Consider the following 19,796-nt stretch of genomic DNA (forward strand, 5'->3'; position numbering starts at 1 on the left):
AGGGGGGACCCTGTGGGAGAGTAGGACGCCGCCGAACAATCATTGTAGAGAGCCCCGTACCAGGGAACTGGTACGGGGCTTTTCTGCGTTTACGGCCGGGTCGAACGCCTCCTGTAGGGTCAGGGGGCATCGTTCGACGCTTTTTCTACAGTCAGTGGAGGCCCCCGGGTGGAGGTCCAGGAGACTCGGGTTCAGACCGACCGAATTTTCACCATTCCGAACATCCTGAGCATGGCTCGCCTTGCCGGCGTACCCTTGTTCCTGTGGCTGATCCTGGCCAAGCACGACGGCTGGGCGCTCGCCGTTCTCATGCTCAGCGGGGTCAGTGACTACCTCGACGGGAAGTTGGCCCGGCGCTGGAATCAGATCAGCAGCCTCGGCAGGCTGTTGGATCCCGCCGCCGACCGGCTCTACATCCTGTCCACCCTGTTCGGTCTCACGTACCGCGGGATTCTGCCGATCTGGCTCACGGCGGCCCTGCTCGCGCGGGAGCTGATGCTTCTGGTGATGGTCTGGATCCTGCGCCGGCACGGCTATCCGCCGCCGCAGGTCAACTTCCTCGGCAAGGCCGCGACCTTCAACCTGATGTACGCGTTCCCCTTCCTGCTCGTCAGCGAAGGGACGGGCTGGCTGGCCTGGACGGGGTCCGTTTTCGGATGGGCGTTCGCCGGATGGGGTACAACGCTCTATTGGTGGGCAGGAATCCTTTACGTGGTGCAAGTCCGCCGGCTCGTGAAGGCGGACGCCACGGCCGATTGAGCTCGCTCGGCGCCTGACTGACGCGGAGGAGTGTTCCAGTCACCGTCCGGGACGGGTGAGGTCGGCGAAGACGCCGTCTCTCAAGGAGGACTCTTCCGACATGAAGGCCGTCGTGATGGCTGGTGGCGAAGGCACTCGTCTTCGCCCCATGACCTCAAGCATGCCCAAGCCGCTCCTGCCGGTGGCGAACCGGCCCATCATGGAGCACGTGCTGAGGCTGCTCAAGCGGCACGGGCTCAGCGAGACCGTGGTCACCGTGCAATTCCTGGCATCGCTCGTCAGGAACTACTTCGGTGACGGCGAAGAGCTCGGAATGGAGCTCACCTATGCCAACGAGGAGAAGCCACTCGGGACCGCCGGAAGCGTGAAGAACGCCGAGGAGGCCTTGAAGGACGACACGTTCCTCGTCATCTCCGGCGACGCGCTGACGGACTTCGACCTCACCGACCTCATCGCCTTCCACAAGGAGAAGGGCGCACTCGTCACGGTGTGCCTGACCCGGGTGCCGAATCCGCTGGAATTCGGCATCACCATCGTGGACGAGGAAGGCAAGGTCGAGCGCTTCCTGGAGAAGCCCACCTGGGGGCAGGTCTTTTCGGACACCATCAACACGGGCATCTACGTGATGGAGCCCGAGGTCTTCGACTACGTGAGCCCGGACGTATCGGTGGACTGGTCCGGCGACGTCTTCCCCCAGCTGATGAAGGAAGGCCGGCCCATCTACGGCTACGTGGCCGAGGGCTACTGGGAGGACGTCGGCACCCACGAGAGCTACGTCAAGGCCCAGGCAGACGTGCTCGAGGGCAAGGTCCAGGTCGACATGGACGGCTTCGAGATCTCCCCCGGGGTCTGGATCGCGGAGGGGGCCGAGGTGAGCCCGGACGCGGTGCTGCGCGGGCCGCTGTACATCGGGGACTACGCCAAGGTCGAAGCCGGGGTGGAGATCCGCGAGCACACCGTCATCGGGTCGAACGTGGTCGTCAAGAGCGGCGCGTTCCTGCACAAGGCCGTCGTGCACGACAACGTGTACATCGGCCCGCACAGCAACCTCCGGGGCTGTGTCATCGGCAAGAACACCGACATCATGCGGGCCGCCCGGATCGAGGACGGGGCCGTCATCGGTGACGAGTGCCTCGTCGGCGAGGAATCGATCATCCAGGGGAACGTGCGGGTCTACCCCTTCAAGACGATCGAGGCCGGCGCCTTCGTCAACACGTCCGTGATCTGGGAGTCCCGGGGGCAGGCACATCTGTTCGGCGCCCGCGGGGTCAGCGGGATCCTGAACGTGGAGATCACCCCCGAGCTCGTGGTCCGGCTCGCCGGTGCGTACGCGACGACCCTGAAGAAGGGGGCGACGGTCACCACCGCCCGTGACCACTCGCGCGGCGCGAGGGCGCTCAAGCGCGCCGTGATCTCGGCCCTCCAGGCCAGCGCCATCAACGTCCGCGACCTGGAGAACGTACCGCTGCCCGTGGCGCGTCAGCAGACCGCTCGGGGCAGCGCGGGCGGGATCGTGCTGCGGACCTCGCCCGGTGTGCCGGACTCGGTGGACATCATGTTCCTCGACGAGCGGGGGGCGGACCTCTCGCTCCAGGGGCAGCGGAAGCTGGACCGGGTGTACGCGCGCCAGGAGTACCGGCGGGCGTTCCCCGGCGAGATCGGCGACCTGCAGTTCCCGGGCAGCGTCTTCGACGCCTACACCGGTTCGCTGCTGCGCCGGGTCGACATCACCGGGGTCGCGGATTCCGGTCTCAAGGTGGTCGTGGACGCCTCCAACGGCAGTGCCGGGCTCGTGCTCCCCAGCCTGCTGGGCCGGCTCGGGGTGGACGCCCTCACCGTCAACCCGGGGCTCGACGAGTCCCGGCCGACGGAGACCGTCGAATCCCGGCGGGCCGGGCTGGTGCGGCTGGGCGAGATCGTCGCCTCGTCGCGGGCCGCCTTCGGGGTGCGCTTCGACCCGGTGGGGGAGCGGATCTCCCTCGTGGACGAGCGCGGACGGATCATCGAGGACGACCGGGCCCTGCTGGTGCTGCTCGATCTGGTGGCCGCCGAGAAGCGCAGCGGCAAGGTGGCGCTGCCGGTGACCACGACCCGGATCGCCGAGCAGGTGGCGGCGTACCACGGCACCCAGGTGGAGTGGACGACGACCTCGCCCGACGATCTGACCCGGGTGGGCCGGGCGGAGAACACCATCTTCGGCGGCGACGGGCGGGGCGGTTTCATCGTCCCGGAGTTCAGCAGCGTCTTCGACGGGTCGGCGGCCTTCGTGCAGCTGATAGGGCTCGTGGCGAGGACGCAGCTCACCCTGAGCCAGATCGATGCCCGGATCCCGCGCGCGCACGTGCTCAAACGGGACGTGCCGACCCCGTGGGCGGTGAAGGGGCTCGTCATGCGGCGGGTCGTGGAAGCGGCCGGTGACCGGCAGGTGGACACCACCGACGGGGTACGGGTGGTCGAGGCCGACGGGCGGTGGGCGCTGGTGCTGCCGGACCCGGCGGAAGCGGTCACCCATCTGTGGGCCGAAGGTCCCGACGACGCGTCCGCACAGGCGCTCCTGGACGGCTGGGCAGCCGTGGTGGACGGCGCCGGGCACTGAGCACCGGGCACGCGGCGGCGTAGGTCCGCGAGACCGGTGGGCCGGGCGGGAGCATGTCCCCGCCCGGCCCACCGGTCGGGCGCATTCGGCGTGTGCGGTGCCGACATGCGACGATGTGCGGCATGTCGCAGCCGCCCCACAACCGGAGTTCGGCGCAGCCTCCCGCGCGCCCGGACGCTTCCATGTCGCTGCTGACGCACGTGATGGACCACAGTCTCGACGAGGGCTACGCGGAAGCCTCCGCCCGCCGCGCGTCGGAGGGCACGGTGGGCCTGCCGCGCACGCTCAAGGCCAAACTGGGGCTCGCCGCCGGGCTGGTGCTCGCCGCGATGGTCGTCACGCTGGGTGCCGCGCAGGCGCGGGTCGCCGCGCCGGTGCTGGCCAAGGAGCGTCAGGAGCTCATCGACCGGGTCGACCGCGCCGACGGGCACGCGGACGACCTGGGGCGGGACATCGAGAGGCTGCGGGGCGCCGTCGCCGACCGCCAGCGCGCAGCGCTCAAGCAGCACGGCGGTGACCAGGGCCAGCTCGTGGCGCTGCTGTCCGGGGCCACGGAGGTGCGCGGGCCCGGGATCAAGCTGACGGTGGACGACGCCAAGGGCGCGTCCTCGGGCAACGGTTCCAAGCCGCGCGAGAACACGGGTTTCTCGGACACCGGCCGGCTGCGCGACCATGATCTCCAGAAGATCGTCAACGGGCTGTGGCAGTCCGGGGCCGAAGCGATCTCGATCAACGGGCAGCGGCTGACGTCGCTCTCGGCGATCAGGGCCGCCGGTGACGCGATACTGGTCGACAACAGGCCGCTGGTGCCGCCGTACGAAGTGCTGGCGATCGGTGACAAGAAGCGGCTCGGAACCACGTTCCAGGACTCCGCGGACGGCCAGTACCTGCACGTGCTGCAGGAGAGCTACGGGATCCGCTACACCTTGTCCCCCGAGGACGAGGTACGGCTGCCGGCCGCGTCGAGCCTGACCGTACGTACAGCTACAGCAGTAGAGCAGCAGAAGGGTGCATCGTGATCGCGGTACTGGGCCTCGTGGTCGGAGTGGTGGTCGGGCTTCTGGTCCGGCCCGAAGTGCCGGCCGTGGTGGAGCCTTATCTCCCGATCGCCGTGGTGGCGGCGCTGGACGCGGTGTTCGGGGGCTTGCGCGCGATGCTGGACGGCATCTTCGTGGACAAGGTCTTCGTGGTGTCGTTCCTGTCCAACGTGGTCGTGGCCGCGCTGATCGTCTTCCTCGGTGACAAGCTGGGCGTCGGTTCGCAGCTCTCCACGGGTGTGGTCGTCGTCCTGGGCATCCGCATCTTCTCAAACGCCGCGGCCATCCGCCGGCACGTGTTCCGGGCGTGAGGCCGATGAGTACGAACGACACCCCGCCCGAGGAGCCGAAGGTTCCGGGGCAGCCGCCGAAGGAAGAGCCGCAGGCGGGGCCTGCCGGTCCCGCCGAGCCTGCCGGGCCTGCTGGGCCTGCCGGTCCCGAGCCCGTGGCCGAAGAGAGGGTCGGGGCGGAGTCCGGGCCCGTGCGGACCGAGCCCGAGGAGACCGGCCGGCAGCGGCTGGCGGCCGGGCTGTGGCCGCCGCGGGTGAGCCGGGCCCAACTGATCGTCGCGGTGCTGCTGTTCGTCCTGGGGCTCGGTCTGGCCATCCAGGTACGGTCCAACAGCGACTCCAGCGCGCTGCGCGGTGCCCGCCAGGAGGACCTCGTACGGATCCTCGACGAGTTGGACGGGCGGACCAAGCGGCTGGAGGACGAGAAGCAGAAGCTCGAAGAGCAGCGCAGGGAGCTGGAGAGCAGCTCCAACCAGGCCGAAGAGGCCCGGAAGCAGACCATCGAGAAGGAACGTCAACTCGGGATCCTGGCCGGTACGGTGGCCGCGCAGGGTCCGGGGATCATGCTGAAGATCTCGGATCCCAAGAACCAGGTGCAGTCGGACAAGCTGCTGGACACCCTCCAGGAGCTGCGTGCGGCCGGGGCCGAGGCGATCCAGATCAACGGCGTGCGGATCGTGGCGGGCTCGTACTTCTCGGATGAGGGCGGCGGGGTCGCGATCGACGGTAAGAAGATCGCACAGCCCTACGAATTCAGGGTGATCGGCAAGCCGCAGGACCTGGAGCCGGCGCTCAACATTCCGGGCGGCGTCGTCCAGTCGCTGGAGAAGGAGCAAGCGGTCGTCACCGTCACACGACCGGCGAAGATCGTCGTGGATGCCTTGCGGGCTGCGAAGCAGCCTGACTACGCTCGGTCGTCATCGCCGTGAGGCGGGACGCAGAGCAGACCGGCTCACGCGGGCGGATGCCTGCGGGGGGTCGGCGCACCGAAGTCGTGGTACGTGGTGGAAACTGTCTGATGGTTACGGACGTTGTGAGAATGTCCGGGTCGGCAGGTGTTGCATTCGGAGTTCGTCCTGCCCCACGGGCGGGTCTGTTTCGGTCAAGGGGAATCGCCCGTGAAGTTGTTTGAGAAGTTGTTCGGCAAGAAGAACCGCGAGGAAAGCGGTGCGGCCAGGCACCGCGCGGGGCAGGGAGACGTGGAAGGGCAGGGCGACCGGCCGCTCTTCCGCGACGAGGTCGCCGGCGCGGGTGATATTTCGGGCGCGCAGGGCGCGTCGTCTGTTGACCCTGCCGGTACCGGACGCATAGGTTTCGGTGAACCATCAACCTCAAGTACGGGTGGAGGGTTTAACCCCGACCCGTATGCCACCAATGCCTCCGCGGGGCAGCCGCGGCGCGAGGAGCCGTCCATGTCGGCCGAGCAGATTTGCAGCAGGTGCGGGCACCGCAGCGATGCGGCGAGCCGGTTCTGCTCCAACTGCGGGGCGCCGTTGCGGGCGGGTCTGACGCCGGAGCGTGCCTCGGAGACCACGTCCACCATCTCGATCTCGGGCCTCGAGGCCTACGAGGCCGAGGTGTCGGGACAATCGCACGTGTCGTCCTCGCTGTCCCCCGAGGCCCAGGCCGCGGTGGAAGCACTGCCTCCGGGTTCCGCTCTGCTCATCGTGCGGCGCGGTCCCAACTCCGGCAGCCGCTTCCTCTTGGACGGAGAGCTGACGACGGCCGGCCGGCACCCGCAGAGCGACATCTTCCTGGACGACGTCACCGTCTCCCGGCGCCATGTCGAGTTCCGCAGGAGCCACGACGGCGGTTTCACCGTCGCCGATGTCGGCAGCCTCAACGGCACGTACGTGAACCGTGAACCGATCGACTCCGTCTCCCTCCACAACGGCGACGAAGTGCAGATCGGCAAGTACCGGCTGGTCTTCTACGCGAGCCTGCGGGGCATCTGACCCTCCCCCGGATCCTGTCCGGGGGACTCCCCAGGGAAGGTCCCATGCTGCGCACCCCGACAGGCGGTGCCGGAAACGGCACCGCCGCCTCGGCCCGGCGGCTGGTGAGCATCGGCACGGTGCTCACGATGCTGCGTGACGAGTTCCCCGAAGTCACGATCTCGAAGATCCGCTTCCTGGAGGCGGAGGGGCTCGTGGAGCCCAGGCGCACACCTTCCGGATACCGCAAGTTCAGCACTGACGACGTGGAGCGCCTCGCCCACATCCTGCGGCTCCAGCGCGATCACTACCTTCCGTTGAAGGTCATCCGCGAGCAGCTCGACGCGCTCGCCCGCGGCGAGCAGATCCGTATCCCGGCGCCCACGGCGCACGGGGAGTCCGTCGACCCCACGAGCCCCGTGGTCCTGTACGGCGAGGTGGGCCGGGAGCGGCCGACCGTGGCCCGGGTGGGCCGGGCCGAGCTGATCGCCGCCGCGGAGGTGGACGAGGTACAGCTCGTCGAGTGGGAGTCGTACGGGCTGATCTCGGAGGCCCCCGGCGGCGGATTCGACGCCGAGGCCGTCACGGTGGCCCGTCTGGTGGCCGATCTCGGACGGTTCGGGCTGGAACCGCGCCACCTCCGGGCGATGAAGGCCGCCGCCGACCGGGAGGCCGGTCTGGTCGAACAGGTGGTCTCACCGCTGCGCCGCCACCGCAACCCGCAGACCAGGGCACATGCCGAGGCCACCTTGAAGGAGCTCGCGGGGCTCTCCGTGCGGCTGCACGAGGCCCTGGTGCAGACGGCGCTCGGGGTGCGGCTGCACTGATCCGGGGGCCTTCGCGGGAGTCGCGGAGGGCTTCTCCGGGCAGCCTTGGGGGAGCCCGACTACCCAAACCGGCCGGGCAGGTCCTAGGGTTGCTGTGTGAACGAGCTCGACGTTGTGGGTGTCCGGGTGGAAATGCCCTCCAACCAACCGATCGTGCTCCTGCGTGAAGTGGGAGGCGATCGGTACCTCCCCATCTGGATCGGACCAGGGGAGGCGACCGCCATTGCCTTCGCGCAGCAGGGCATGGCTCCTGCCCGGCCGCTGACGCACGACCTGTTCAAGGACGTGCTGGAGGCGATCGGCGAGGAACTCACCGAAGTCCGGATCACGGATCTGCGGGAGGGCGTCTTCTACGCGGAGCTCGTCTTCGCCAGCGGGGTCGAGGTGAGCGCGAGGCCGTCCGACGCCATAGCGCTCGCCCTGCGCACCGGGACGCCGATCTACGGCAGCGACGGCGTGCTGGACGACGCCGGAATCGCGATCCCGGACGAGCAGGAGGACGAGGTGGAGAAGTTCCGCGAGTTCCTCGACCAGATCTCGCCCGAGGACTTCGGCACCGGCCCGCACTGAGCCGGGGGCCGCGGCGTCCGCCGGCCGTTCCCGTCGCAGCCTCAAGGGAGATTGCAGCCCATTCGACTAGCCTTTCCCCGCAATGGGGTACGGGAAACCACTCTCAGGGTGATTATCACTCGGCGTGCCGAGTGTGGCGATCGTTGACGCACCCCTGGTGACTGCCTACCTTCGAGATGGCAGGTCAAGGACGGAGGGTCGGCGTGAGAGTCACGGGCGACGGTACGACCGGGGGCATCCCCGCACGGAGTGACGGTGGGCCGTACCCGCTGCACGGTGGTGCGGTGAGTTCCGCGCGCCGTCAGCCGGAGCCCGCGCCGCTGGGTTCGGTGGGGCCGGTGGGGCCCCAGGGTGGCGAGGCGGCACCCGAGCAGGTCGGCTACCGCGGGCCGACGGCGTGTGCCGCGGCCGGCATCACCTACCGGCAGCTCGACTACTGGGCGCGCACGGGGCTGGTGGAGCCGAGCGTGCGTCCCGCGTACGGGTCGGGCACGCAGCGGCTGTACAGCTTCCGGGACGTGGTCGTCCTCAAGATCGTCAAGCGCTTCCTGGACACCGGGGTGGCGCTGCAGAACATCCGCACCGCCGTGCAGCACCTGCGTGACCGCGGGTTCTCGGACCTGGAGCGCATGACGCTGATGAGCGACGGCGCCACCGTGTACGAGTGCACCTCACCGGAACAGGTCGTCAGCCTGCTCCAGGGCGGTCAGGGAGTCTTCGGGATCGCCGTCGGGGTGGTCTGGCGCGATGTCGAGAACGCGCTGTCACAGCTCCACGGGGAGCGCGTGGACACCGGTGAGACGGTGGTCGGGCACAACCCCGCCGACGAGCTGGCCGCGCGGCGCAACCGGGCGGTCTAGGCCGTCTCCTTCCGGCTCTTTCCGGCACGTGTACCGAGGCCGTCGGCCCCGGCCCGCCTCGGCAGCGGGCCCGGTCGGACGGCCTCGGGCCGTTTGTCAGTGGCGTAGGGCAGCATCGGTGCTGTGAGAGCCGCGCCGACCATCATGCATCTGGACATGGACGCCTTCTACGCGTCCGTGGAGCAGGCGTCGAAGCCGAGCCTGCGCGGCAAGGCCGTCATCGTCGGCGGGCTCGGTCCGCGCGGGGTGGTCGCCACCTGCTCCTACGAGGCCAGGCGGTTCGGGGTCCACTCGGCGATGCCGACCGCCCAGGCGCGGCGGCTCTGCCCGAACGGCGCGTACCTGATCCCGCGCTTCAGCCTGTACCGGGCGGTCAGCGACACCGTCATGGGCCTCCTGCGGGAGCTGTCGCCGCTGGTGGAGCCCCTCAGCCTGGACGAGGCCTTCGTGGACCTGGAGGCGGGCGGGGTCGCCTTCGACGCGGAGTCCGCGCGGGCCGTGGGAGAGCGGCTGCGGTCCGACATCATGGCCGCGACCGGGCTCAGCGGATCGGTCGGGCTGGCCGGGTCCAAGATGCTGGCCAAGGTGGCCTCCGAGGAGGCCAAGCCCGCGGGGCTGCTGCTGATCGACATCGGCACCGAGCGGGCGCACCTCGCGCCGATGCCCGTACGGACCCTGCCCGGGGTGGGGCCGGCCACCGGGGAACACCTGCGGCGGGCCGGGATCACCACGGTGGGGGAGCTGGCGGAAGCCGGCGAGGACGAGCTGGTCCGGATGGTGGGGCGCTCGCACGGGGTCGGGCTGTACCGGATGGCGAGGGGCGTGGACGAGCGGCCGGTGGTGGCCGAGCGCGACGCGAAATCGGTGTCGGTCGAGGACACCTTCGACGTGGACCTGCACGACCGGGTCCGGATCCGGGGCGAGGTGCAGCGGCTCGCGGACCGGTGCGTGCGGCGGCTTCGGGAGTCCGGGCACTCGGGGCGGACCATCGTGCTCAAGGTGCGGCGGTACGACTTCTCGACGCTGACCCGGTCCGAGACCCTGCGGGGGCCGACCGATGACCCGGCGGTGGTCCGGGAGGCCGCGGCCCGGCTGCTGGAGGGCGTGGACACCACGGGCGGGGTGCGGCTGCTGGGGGTGGGCGTCACGGGGCTGGCGGACTACACGCAGGAGGATCTGTTCGCCTTCGCCGGTGCGCTTGCGCTGGCCGCTGAGGGGGAAGAGCAGGGGGATGCCGCTGGGCTGGATGGGGTCGGTGGGGCCGATGAGGCTGCCGAGACGGGTTCGGGCGAGGATGCGAGTGAGCCCGTAGAACCCGGCGGGGGGAACGGCGCGGGCGGTCCCGAGGCGGCCCCGGCTGCCGATGAGGCAGCCGGAATCGAAGACGGCGCCGGGCGGTTGTGGCACGCCGGGAGCGACGTCCGGCACGCGGTGTACGGGCCCGGGTGGGTGCAGGGCAGCGGGGTCGGGCGGGTGACCGTACGGTTCGAGGAGCCCGGCTCGGAGCCGGGCCGGGTGCGGACGTTCCGGGTGGACGACCCCGAGCTGGAGCCGTCCGATCCGCTTCCGCTGGTGGGGGCCGGCGGTGTGCTGGGCTAGCCTTCGTCGCCCGCCAGGCGGCCGAAGTCGCGGTGGAAGTCTCCGGGCAGGGCCACGTCGAGGCCGTAGTGGTGGTAGAGCTGCAGCTCCTGTTCGGGGGAGAGGTGGCGGCCGACGCCGAAGTCGGGGGCGTCCTTGATGAGGGAGCGCTCGAAGGGCACGCGCAGGGTGTCGCCCACCATCTCGCTGGGTTCCAGGGGGACGAAGGCGTCCCGGCTGAAGAGGCCGGTCCGGACGGCAGCCCATTCGGGGATGCCCGTGGCATCGTCGAGGTAGACCTCGTCGACGGTGCCGATCTTGGCGCCATTGCGGTCGAACGCCTTGCGGCCGATCAGGCTGCGGGGATCGATGTCGGTCTGCACGGTCCGGTCCCTCCATTTGGTCGCAACTCCTCCGTAATGACTACAAAAGTGCATTTCTGGAGAGGGGGCCACTCGGGGAGGGCGCGAGATCCTCGCTGGTAGGCTGGGTGACGGCTGTTGACCCTGTGCGGGAGAGTCCTCCGAGTGAGCGAGACGGAGGCGCCGAAGGAGCAAATCCTCCCCGGAATCTCTCAGGCATACGTACCGCACGTGGTGAGGCCACTCTGGAAAGTAGGGGCGGTACCGGGCGCGCAGTGCCGGTTCCTCTCCTCACCGACGGTGAAAGCCGGACCCCGGGCGACCCCCGAGCGGCCCGGTGAAGCTCTCAGGTTGTGATGACAGAGGGGGAGGCCGTCCGGGTGCCCGCGCCGTGGTGCCCCTCGCAGGTCGTACGACCCAGGAGGCCTCCGTACATGACCGCCAACCGCATTCCGCTCTCCCAGCTGGAGCGAGGCATCCCCTTTGAGCAGCGCCACATCGGCCCGGACGCCGAGGCGCAGGCGAAGATGCTCGCCCAGGTGGGCTACGGCTCCCTGGACGAACTGACCGCCGCAGCGGTGCCGGATGTGATCAAGACCACTGCCGCGCTGAACCTGCCCGAGGCGCGGACCGAGGCCGAGGTGCTCGCCGAGCTGCGTCAGCTCGCCGACCGCAACCAGGTCCTCTCCTCCATGATCGGCCTGGGTTACTACGGCACCTTCACGCCGCCGGTGATCCTGCGCAACGTCATGGAGAACCCGTCCTGGTACACGGCGTACACCCCGTACCAGCCGGAGATCTCGCAGGGCCGCCTGGAAGCGCTGCTGAACTTCCAGACCGTCGTCGCTGAGCTGACCGGGCTGCCGACCTCCGGCGCCTCCCTCCTCGACGAGGGCACCGCGGCCGCCGAGGCCATGACGCTGGCCCGCCGCGTGGGCAAGGCCAAGGGCAACGTCTTCCTCGTGGACGCCGACGCGCTGCCGCAGACCATCGCCGTGATCCAGACCCGCGCCGAGCCGATCGGCATCGAGATCGTCGTCGCCGACCTCTCCGAGGGCATCCCGGCCGAGGCCGCCGAGCGCGGGATCTACGGCGTGCTCGTCCAGTACCCGGGCGCCTCCGGTGCCGTACGGGACATCAAGCCGGTCATCGACCAGGCCCACGGGCTCGGCGCCATCGTCGCCGTCTCCGCCGACCTGCTCGCCCTGACCCTGCTGACCTCCCCGGGCGAGCTGGGCGCGGACATCGCCGTCGGCACCACCCAGCGCTTCGGCGTTCCGATGGGCTTCGGCGGACCGCACGCCGGCTACATGGCCGTCCAGGCTAAGCACGCCCGCTCGCTGCCCGGCCGCCTCGTCGGCGTCTCCGTGGACGCGGACGGCAACAAGGCCTACCGCCTGGCCCTCCAGACCCGCGAGCAGCACATCCGCCGCGAGAAGGCCACCAGCAACATCTGCACCGCGCAGGTGCTGCTCGCCGTCATGGCCGGCATGTACGCGGTCTACCACGGCCCCGACGGCCTGCGGACGATCGCCCGCCGCACCCACCGCTACGCCGGCCTGCTCGCCGCCGGTCTGCGGGCCGGCGGGGTCGAGATCGTGCACGGCGCCTACTTCGACACCATCACCGCCCGGGTTCCGGGCCGCGCCGCCGAGGTCGTGGCCGCGGCCCGCGAGGGCGGGGTCAACCTGTACCAGGTGGACGCCGACCTGGTCTCCGCCGCCTGTGACGAGACCACCCTGCGCGCCGACGTGGACGCGGTGTGGGCGGCCTTCGGGGTCACCGCCGACCTGGAGGCGCTGGACGCCACCACGGCCGACGTGCTGCCCGAGGGGCTGCTGCGCGAGGACGCGTACCTGACCCACCCGGTCTTCCACCAGCACCGCTCCGAGACCGCGATGCTGCGCTACCTGCGCAAGCTCTCGGACAAGGACTACGCGCTGGACCGCGGCATGATCCCGCTGGGCTCCTGCACCATGAAGCTCAACGCGACCACCGAGATGGAGTCGGTCACCTGGCCCGAGTTCGGCCAGCTGCACCCGTTCGCCCCGGTGGAGCAGGCGGAGGGCTACCTCACGCTCATCACCGAGCTGGAGGAACGTCTCTGCGAGGTCACCGGCTACGACAAGGTCTCCATCCAGCCGAACGCCGGTTCCCAGGGTGAGCTCGCCGGTCTGCTGGCCGTCCGCGCCTACCACCGGGCCAACGGCGACGAGCAGCGCACCGTCTGCCTCATCCCGTCCTCCGCGCACGGCACCAACGCCGCGAGCGCCGTGATGGCCGGCATGAAGGTCGTCGTGGTCAAGACCGCCGACGACGGCGAGGTGGACGCGGCCGACCTGCGCGCCAAGATCGAGCAGTACCGCGACGAGCTCGCCGTACTGATGATCACGTACCCCTCCACGCACGGTGTGTTCGAGGAGCACGTCGCCGACATCTGCGCCCAGGTGCACGACGCCGGCGGCCAGGTCTACGTGGACGGCGCCAACCTCAACGCCCTGGTGGGCCTCGCCAAGCCGGGTCACTTCGGCGGCGACGTCTCGCACCTGAACCTGCACAAGACCTTCTGCATCCCGCACGGTGGCGGCGGCCCCGGCGTCGGCCCGGTCGGTGTCCGGGCGCACCTGGCCCCGTACCTGCCCAACCACCCGCTCCAGCCGACCGCCGGTCCGGAGACGGGCGTCGGCCCGATCTCGGCCGCCCCGTGGGGCTCGGCCGGCATCCTGCCGATCTCCTGGTCGTACGTGCGCCTCATGGGCGGTGAGGGCCTCAAGCGCGCCACCCAGGTGGCGGTGCTCGGCGCGAACTACATCGCCAAGCGCCTGGAGCCGCACTACCCGGTGCTCTACACCGGCCCGGGCAACCTGGTCGCGCACGAGTGCATCATCGACATGCGCCCGCTGTCCAAGGCGACGGGCGTCAGCATCGACGACATCGCCAAGCGCCTGATCGACTACGGGTTCCACGCGCCGACCATGTCCTTCCCGGTCGCCGGGACGCTCATGATCGAGCCGACGGAGTCCGAGGACCTCGCCGAGATCGACCGCTTCTGCGACGCGATGATCGCGATCCGTGCCGAGATCGAGCGGGTCGCCGGCGGCGAGTGGCCGGTGGACGACAACCCGCTGGCCAACTCCCCGCACACGGCGGCGGCGCTGGGCGGCGAGTGGAACCACCCGTACACCCGCGACGAGGCCGTCTTCCCGGGCGGGGTGTCGGCCGCGGAGAAGTACTGGCCGCCGGTGCGCCGGATCGACGGTGCCTTCGGTGACCGGAACCTGGTGTGTTCCTGCCCGCCGCTGGACGAGTACGACAACTAGGTCACCGCGGCGGGAGCCGTGCGGTACCGAGGCATGAAGTACTGAGGCATGACGAAGGGGCCGGTCCGGGAGTGGTACTCCTGGGCCGGCCCCTTTCGGCGCCCGCCGTCATCGGACGGCCCCGGCTAGGCGGCCTTCATCACGTGCGCCGCGGCGAGCGCGCGGTGCGGGGCGATGATCTGGCCGTCCGGCAGCAGCTCACCGGTGTCCTCGAAGAGCAGGACGCCGTTGCACAGCAGGCTCCAGCCCTGTTCCGGGTGGACGGCCACGGGGTGTGCGGCCTCCCGGTCGGCGGAGTCGGCGGACGGGCACGCTGGCTTGTGCTGGCACATGGATGCGTTCTTTCGCTGCGGTGTGGTCTGTGTGCTGCGGCTCGATGCGTTGTTCATGGCCGCCCCCCGTATCAACGATTTGGCTTGGTCAGGGTCCCCAGTGTTCCCCTAGGACTCCGCGTCCGCAGGGATTTCCCGGCAGCTGTCCTCATAGATTGATGACGCATCACTCGTGCGGGCGGTTCAGGTCAACTCCCCTGTCATTTCGGGTGGTTCGCAGGGGGCCCGAGTGGGCTAGGCCGAATGGGCAATTCCGGCCACGGTGCTCCGTTCGGGGCGCACCGGGCTCCGTTCAGGCGGCCGGGGCCGCCATCGAGGGCGGGACCGGCGGCGCCTGAGGAGTGAGCCTGTGGGTCATCACGGGCAGCAGTTCGGACACCGGGTGCGGCCGGTAGGCGGCGATGCCGGGTGGGGCGGGTGCCAGCGGGACCAGCAGATCGGCGGCGGCCGGCATCCCGGACGCCGCGTCGGCGCCCACCGCCCCGTGCAGCCACAGCGTCAGCATGTACAGCTCCGGTACGGACAGCAGCCGTGGCTGGTAGCCCTTGCCGAGGGATTCCGCCTGGCGCAGCGCGCGTTCGGTGGCGGCCACGTAGGGGCCCTCGAAGAAGTGGGAGAAGGCCCACCCGTCCGGGGTCAGTCGGGTGTCGGCCGCCGCCACGTAGCGGTCCCCGCTGCGGATCAGGAACCGCCAGCCGGTCAGCCGGGTGCGCGGCGGTCGACCGCCCGAGGCCAGACCGGAGAGGTTCAGCCGGTCCAGGACGTGGACGGGCAGCGGCAGTTCGGCGGTCATCGGCCCCTGGAGGGCACGCAGGGCCGGGGTGTGCGCTTCATTGACGGCGCTGGGGGAACCGAGGGCCGCGAGGACACTGCGCAGGGCGGGCGCGGGGGCCGGAGGGACGTGCAGCGGCATGGTGGGTCGCCTCTCACTTGGGAGACCGGTGGATCGGGGGGAGGTGCGGACGGCGCTGTCGCATTCTGGGGCCAGAGGGGGGCTGAGGGGCAATGGCCGCGCGCCAACTCTCTGCCTCGTTTGCGGAGTTTATACGACATGTGTTCACGCAGTGTTTCGGCTAGCTGTCCCGCCTATTGCCGGCAAGGCGCTTACCGGTCCCTCTGACATGGCATTCATGCCGGTCGCGCGCAAAAATGCCGCGCTGACCTCGGAGGTTACCGGACGGGGGCTCGGCTGGAAAGCGCCGGTTATCCGGAACCGGCAAAGTCTACGGAGTATTTGCGCATTGCGGCTTGCCAGGTGAATGTGCCAAAGCGCCTGTCGGCCAAACCGGCGCGCGCTCCTCGCCAGTCACGCCCCTTCCGCGTTATCGATCACGCCGCCGGGGCATCATCGACCGTAACGCGCGCCTGGGGTGATGGATCTTTTCCAAGCCGGCCAGGCCCAGTCGAGGAGGGACGCTTCGATGGGGGAGAAGGTCGTGGCGGGCGGATTCGACCTGTCCGATCGGCAACGGTACCGGAGGAAGCTTCACGAGTGCCTGGAGGGACTGGAGCGGCTTCTGGCGGAGAAGAGGTTCGATCGCCCCAAGAATATGATGGGGCTGGAGATCGAGCTGAATCTCGCGGGTGCCGACGGGTTGCCGAGAATGGTGAATGCGCAGGTACTGGAGCGCATTGCGAGCCCCGATTTCCAAACGGAACTGGGGATGTTCAACCTGGAGGTGAACGTACTTCCGCACCGGCTCGGCGGCCGGGTATTCGACCAGCTCGCCGAAGAACTGAGCGCGGGCCTCGGCTATGCCCACCGGCAGGCCGTGGAGATCGACGCCGGGGTGGTGATGATCGGCATTCTGCCGACGATCTCGCGCGCCGACCTGGTCACCGCCAACCTCTCGGCGGTGGACCGCTACTCGCTGCTGAACGAGCAGATCCTGATGATGCGGGGCGAGGACTTCACGCTCGACATCGACGGAGTCGAGCGGCTGACCTGGACCTCCGGGTCGATCGTGCCCGAGGCCGCGTGCACCTCCGTACAACTGCACCTCCAGGTGACTCCGGCCCGGTTCGCGGACGTGTGGAACGCGGCGCAGGCGGTGGCCGCCGTACAGATAGCGGTCGGCGCCAACTCGCCGTTCCTGTTCGGGCGCGAGCTGTGGCGGGAGTCGCGGCCGCCGCTCTTCCAGCAGGCCACCGACACCCGGCCGCCCGAGCTCCAGGCGCAGGGGGTGCGGCCGCGCACCTGGTTCGGTGAGCGGTGGGTGGATTCGGCGTACGAGCTCTTCGCCGAGAACGTCCGCTACTTCCCGTCCCTGCTGCCGATCTGCGACGAGGAGGAGCCGCTGCGGGTCCTCGCCGAGGGCGGGGTGCCCAGCCTCCAGGAACTGGTGCTGCACAACGGCACGGTCTACCGGTGGAACCGGCCCGTGTACGGGGTCGCCGGCGGGGTGCCACACCTGCGCGTGGAGAACCGGGTGCTGCCGGCCGGGCCGACGGTGGCCGATGTCGTCGCCAACGCGGCCTTCTACTACGGGCTCGTACGGACCCTCGCGGACGAGCAGCGCCCGGTGTGGAGCCGGCTGCCCTTCGCCGAGGCGGAGGCCAACTTCGACGCGGCCTGCCGCTACGGGATCGACGCCCGGGTGCGCTGGCCGCGCCGGGGCCGGGGCGGGGGACTGGCCAGCGTGCCCGCGGTGCGGCTGGTGCTGGACGAGCTGCTGCCGATGGCGGCCGCCGGACTGGACGCGTGGGGCATCGAGCCCGCCGACCGGGACCACTACCTCGGCATCATCGAGGAGCGATGTCGGCGACGGGTGAACGGAGCCACCTGGCAGGTGGAGACGTACCATCGGGCGCTCGCGGCCGGGCTGGAGCGGGACGCGGCGCTCGCCGCGACCACGCGCCGCTACAGCGAGCTGATGCACAAGGGCGACCCCGTGCACACCTGGCCGGTCGGCCTCGCGGAGTCGGAGGTGAGCGCCGTGACGGCGGCCGAGGGCTGACCCGGGGGGCCGACCCCGGGGACTGGCCCGGGGGCGCCCGGACCCCGTGATCCGGCTCCGGTCCCGTCCGGTGATCCTGTTCCCCCGCCGACGAGGCAGTATGGGGTGATCGCAGTGGTCGGCGGACGGGAGACGAGCGTGCGGACGGAGCCGGAGCCGGTGGTCGGGGAACTCGAAGAGGGCCGGGACGGGCGCAAGGCCCTGCGCGACGAGACGCTGCTGGTGCTCGCGCTCTCCCTGGGCGCGAGCGGCGTTTCGGCGCTGATCAGCTTCATCGGCTCGCTGACCAAGCCGGGCGGGCTCAAGGACCAGGCCGCCACGCTCAACGGCTCGCACGCGCCGGGCCGGCCCTGGCTCGACCTGGCCTGGCAGCTGTTCGGCATCGCGAGCGCGCTGGTCCCCGTACTGCTCGTCGCGCACCTCCTGACCCGTGAGGGCGCCCCGGGGCTGAAGGTACTGGGCTTCGACCGCACCCGGCCCGGGTGGGACCTGGGCCGGGGCGCGCTCGTCGCGGCCGGCATCGGGAGCGCCGGGCTCGCCTTCTACCTGGTGTCGCGGGCCACGGGCTTCAACCTGACGGTGGTGCCGGAGGCGCTGCCCGACGTGTGGTGGAAGTTCCCGGTGCTCATCCTCTCCGCGGTGCAGAACTCCGTGGTGGAGGAGGTCATCGTGCTGGCCTACCTGCTGCGCCGGCTCGGCCAGCTGGGCTGGTCGCCGATGGCCGCGCTGATCGCCAGCTCCGTGCTGCGCGGTTCGTACCACCTCTACCAGGGCATCGGCGGCTTCATCGGCAACATGGTGATGGGCGTCGTCTTCGTGCTCGCCTACCGGCGCTGGGGCCGGGTCGGGCCGCTCGTCGTCGCCCACGCGCTGCTGGACATCGTGGCCTTCGGCGGGTACGCCCTGCTCGCGGGCAAGGTGGGCTGGCTGCCCACCCCGTAGCCGCCGGTGCTCAGGGCGCGGAGAGCAGCTCGCCGTCGATGACGGTGACCGCGCGTCCGGTCAGCAGCGTACGGTCGCCCGTGAGCCGGACCGTGACGAAGCCGGTGCGCGCTCCGCCCTGGAGGCCGACGAGCTCGGTGCGGCCCAGGCGCGCGGCCCAGAAGGGGGCCAGCGCGGTGTGGGCGCTGCCAGTGACCGGGTCCTCGTCGATGCCGAGGGCCGGGAAGAAGCCGCGGGAGACGAAGTCGTAGCCGCGGGAGGGGTCCTCGGCGGCGGCGGTGACGATGATCCCGCGGCGGCCGTAGCCGCGCAGGGCGGGCAGGTCGGGCGTGAGCTCGCGTACGGTCCGCTCGTCGGCCAGTTCCACGACCAGGTCGCCGATGTGCTCGGAGGTGTCGTGGACCGACTTGATCCCGGCGCCCAGGGCGAGCTGGACCTCGGCTTCCGGCTCCACCTCCGTCAGGGAGGAGGTCGGGAAGTCCATGGTGATCGTGCCGTCCTCGGCGGCCTCCGCCGTGAGGATCCCGCAGCGCGCGGTGAAGCGGATCAGACCGGTCGCCAGGCCGCTCGTGGCGAGTACGTGCGCGGTGGCGAGGGTCGCGTGGCCGCACATGTCGACCTCGCCGGCCGGGGTGAACCAGCGCAGCGCCCAGTCGGCGTCCCCGCCTGGCGGCAGGGGGTGGGCGAAGGCCGTCTCGGAGAGGTTGACCTCGGCGGCGACCTGCTGGAGCCAGGAGTCCGGGGGGAATCCACCGTCGAGGCCGTCGGTGCCGCCGGGGCCGTCGAGGAGCAGGACTCCGGCGGGGTTGCCGGCGAAGGGGCGGTCGGTGAAGGCGTCCACGATTCTGATGCGCATGATTCCGACCGTAGGGAGGCCGGCCCGGCCGCCGCAAAGGCCAATCCGGGATGACTGGCCTGTTCGGCTGCCTCCCCGGTCAGTCGCGTGGCAGCCGCTCGGCGAGGGCGCGGAGGCCGGGGAGCCGGTGGGTGTCGCAGGGCATCCGGAAGCGGTAGTCGGAGCGGCCGAGGGTGATCGTCAGGGTGGGCCGCCGGCCCTCGGTGCATTCGATGCGGGGCCGCTGCCAGACGTGCCACCGATGCACGTCGTTGAAGCCGAACAGCTCCAGCACGCGACCGTCGAAGACCAGGAGGACGGTGTCGGTCACCGGTGCTTCGAGCACTTCGAGCACTTCGCGTACTTCGCGCACTTCGCGTACTTCGAGTTCTTCGCCGGGTGAGCTCATTGACCTGCCTTGCTGAAGGTGGGGCGGGGCGATTCTCGGCGGGCTGGGTGAATGCCCTTCAGTCTCACCGATATTGGGCCGGTTGGCGACGGGCGGGCCCGTGCGCGAGGCCGCCGTAGTCTGCGGGGAACAGCAGGTCCGGGCGGCGCTGTTGCACCGAATCGGACCCGTACGCATTTTCCGCAGGA

The 19,796-nt window shown here is 70.3% G+C and carries 18 protein-coding genes and 1 riboswitch; of the genes, 13 read left to right on the forward strand and 5 right to left on the reverse strand.

What is annotated here, in order from left to right:
• The first annotated feature begins 168 nt into the window (after positions 1 to 168).
• The 10 genes from ACFXDJ_RS32970 to ACFXDJ_RS33015 all read left to right on the forward strand — a co-directional run bounded on the left by ACFXDJ_RS32970 (position 169) and on the right by ACFXDJ_RS33015 (position 10,472).
• Positions 169 to 759: a CDP-alcohol phosphatidyltransferase family protein gene (locus ACFXDJ_RS32970; RefSeq protein WP_384663848.1), complete on the forward strand. Its 591-nt coding sequence runs from the start codon at positions 169 to 171 to the stop codon at positions 757 to 759.
• Between the two features lie 100 nt (positions 760 to 859).
• A complete protein-coding gene (locus tag ACFXDJ_RS32975) occupies positions 860 to 3,355 on the forward strand; it encodes a sugar phosphate nucleotidyltransferase (protein WP_384663846.1) in 2,496 nt (831 codons plus the stop codon).
• Between the two features lie 113 nt (positions 3,356 to 3,468).
• Positions 3,469 to 4,374 carry a DUF881 domain-containing protein gene (locus ACFXDJ_RS32980; RefSeq protein WP_384661772.1) on the forward strand — a complete coding sequence of 302 codons (906 nt, stop codon included), beginning with the start codon at positions 3,469 to 3,471 and terminating at the stop codon, positions 4,372 to 4,374.
• Entirely contained in the window at positions 4,371 to 4,703 is a 333-nt protein-coding gene (locus ACFXDJ_RS32985; RefSeq protein WP_112452698.1) for a small basic family protein, read from the forward strand. The genes ACFXDJ_RS32980 and ACFXDJ_RS32985 overlap by 4 nt, the downstream gene beginning before the upstream one ends.
• 5 nt (positions 4,704 to 4,708) lie before the next feature.
• Complete coding sequence (locus tag ACFXDJ_RS32990) at positions 4,709 to 5,611, forward strand: DUF881 domain-containing protein (RefSeq protein ID WP_384661775.1); 903 nt, start codon at positions 4,709 to 4,711, stop codon at positions 5,609 to 5,611.
• Positions 5,612 to 5,800: 189 nt separating this feature from the next.
• Positions 5,801 to 6,637, forward strand: coding sequence for an FHA domain-containing protein (locus ACFXDJ_RS32995; RefSeq protein ID WP_384661777.1), 837 nt, complete (start codon positions 5,801 to 5,803; stop codon positions 6,635 to 6,637).
• Between the two features lie 44 nt (positions 6,638 to 6,681).
• Entirely contained in the window at positions 6,682 to 7,443 is a 762-nt protein-coding gene (locus ACFXDJ_RS33000) for a MerR family transcriptional regulator (protein ID WP_384661780.1), read from the forward strand.
• A 96-nt stretch (positions 7,444 to 7,539) separates the two neighbouring features.
• Positions 7,540 to 8,013 (forward strand): bifunctional nuclease family protein, encoded by a 474-nt coding sequence (locus ACFXDJ_RS33005; protein WP_330295267.1) that lies wholly within the window; start codon positions 7,540 to 7,542, stop codon positions 8,011 to 8,013.
• A gap of 203 nt (positions 8,014 to 8,216) precedes the next feature.
• Complete coding sequence (locus tag ACFXDJ_RS33010; RefSeq protein WP_384661782.1) at positions 8,217 to 8,873, forward strand: MerR family transcriptional regulator; 657 nt, start codon at positions 8,217 to 8,219, stop codon at positions 8,871 to 8,873.
• 123 nt (positions 8,874 to 8,996) lie between these two features.
• Positions 8,997 to 10,472, forward strand: coding sequence for a DNA polymerase IV (locus tag ACFXDJ_RS33015; protein ID WP_384661785.1), 1,476 nt, complete (start codon positions 8,997 to 8,999; stop codon positions 10,470 to 10,472).
• Here ACFXDJ_RS33015 and ACFXDJ_RS33020 read toward each other — a convergent pair.
• Positions 10,469 to 10,834, reverse strand: coding sequence for a PRC-barrel domain-containing protein (locus ACFXDJ_RS33020; protein WP_384661788.1), 366 nt, complete (start codon positions 10,832 to 10,834; stop codon positions 10,469 to 10,471). The genes ACFXDJ_RS33015 and ACFXDJ_RS33020 overlap by 4 nt on opposite strands.
• Positions 10,835 to 10,952: 118 nt before the next feature.
• Positions 10,953 to 11,051, forward strand: a riboswitch (glycine riboswitch).
• 196 nt (positions 11,052 to 11,247) lie between these two features.
• Here ACFXDJ_RS33020 and gcvP point away from each other — a divergent pair.
• Complete coding sequence (gcvP, locus tag ACFXDJ_RS33025) at positions 11,248 to 14,133, forward strand: aminomethyl-transferring glycine dehydrogenase (protein ID WP_384851132.1); 2,886 nt, start codon at positions 11,248 to 11,250, stop codon at positions 14,131 to 14,133.
• 125 nt (positions 14,134 to 14,258) lie between these two features.
• Here gcvP and ACFXDJ_RS33030 read toward each other — a convergent pair whose 3' ends face one another.
• Together ACFXDJ_RS33030 and ACFXDJ_RS33035 are read right to left on the reverse strand one after the other, a co-directional pair.
• Positions 14,259 to 14,465, reverse strand: a complete 207-nt coding sequence (locus tag ACFXDJ_RS33030) for a DUF5999 family protein (RefSeq protein ID WP_330295262.1) — start codon at positions 14,463 to 14,465, stop codon at positions 14,259 to 14,261.
• A 292-nt stretch (positions 14,466 to 14,757) separates the two neighbouring features.
• Positions 14,758 to 15,378, reverse strand: coding sequence for a hypothetical protein (locus ACFXDJ_RS33035; protein WP_384651572.1), 621 nt, complete (start codon positions 15,376 to 15,378; stop codon positions 14,758 to 14,760).
• A gap of 508 nt (positions 15,379 to 15,886) precedes the next feature.
• On the opposite strand from ACFXDJ_RS33035, the gene ACFXDJ_RS33040 reads away from it, so the two are divergent.
• A complete protein-coding gene (locus tag ACFXDJ_RS33040) occupies positions 15,887 to 17,422 on the forward strand; it encodes a glutamate-cysteine ligase family protein (RefSeq protein ID WP_384651570.1) in 1,536 nt (511 codons plus the stop codon).
• 159 nt (positions 17,423 to 17,581) lie between these two features.
• Positions 17,582 to 18,364, forward strand: coding sequence for a CPBP family intramembrane glutamic endopeptidase (locus ACFXDJ_RS33045; RefSeq protein ID WP_384651582.1), 783 nt, complete (start codon positions 17,582 to 17,584; stop codon positions 18,362 to 18,364).
• A gap of 10 nt (positions 18,365 to 18,374) precedes the next feature.
• Here the strand turns inward: ACFXDJ_RS33045 and ACFXDJ_RS33050 are convergent, their stop codons facing one another.
• The gene (locus tag ACFXDJ_RS33050; RefSeq protein ID WP_384651568.1) at positions 18,375 to 19,220 is read right to left on the reverse strand and encodes a PhzF family phenazine biosynthesis protein; all 846 of its coding nucleotides are present in this window, start codon (positions 19,218 to 19,220) and stop codon (positions 18,375 to 18,377) included.
• A 79-nt stretch (positions 19,221 to 19,299) separates the two neighbouring features.
• Positions 19,300 to 19,608 carry a hypothetical protein gene (locus ACFXDJ_RS33055; RefSeq protein WP_384651566.1) on the reverse strand — a complete coding sequence of 103 codons (309 nt, stop codon included), beginning with the start codon at positions 19,606 to 19,608 and terminating at the stop codon, positions 19,300 to 19,302.
• Positions 19,609 to 19,796: the final 188 nt, after the last annotated feature.

This window comes from Streptomyces sp. NPDC059443, from assembly GCF_042750105.1.
In the GTDB taxonomy this organism is placed as follows: domain Bacteria; phylum Actinomycetota; class Actinomycetes; order Streptomycetales; family Streptomycetaceae; genus Streptomyces.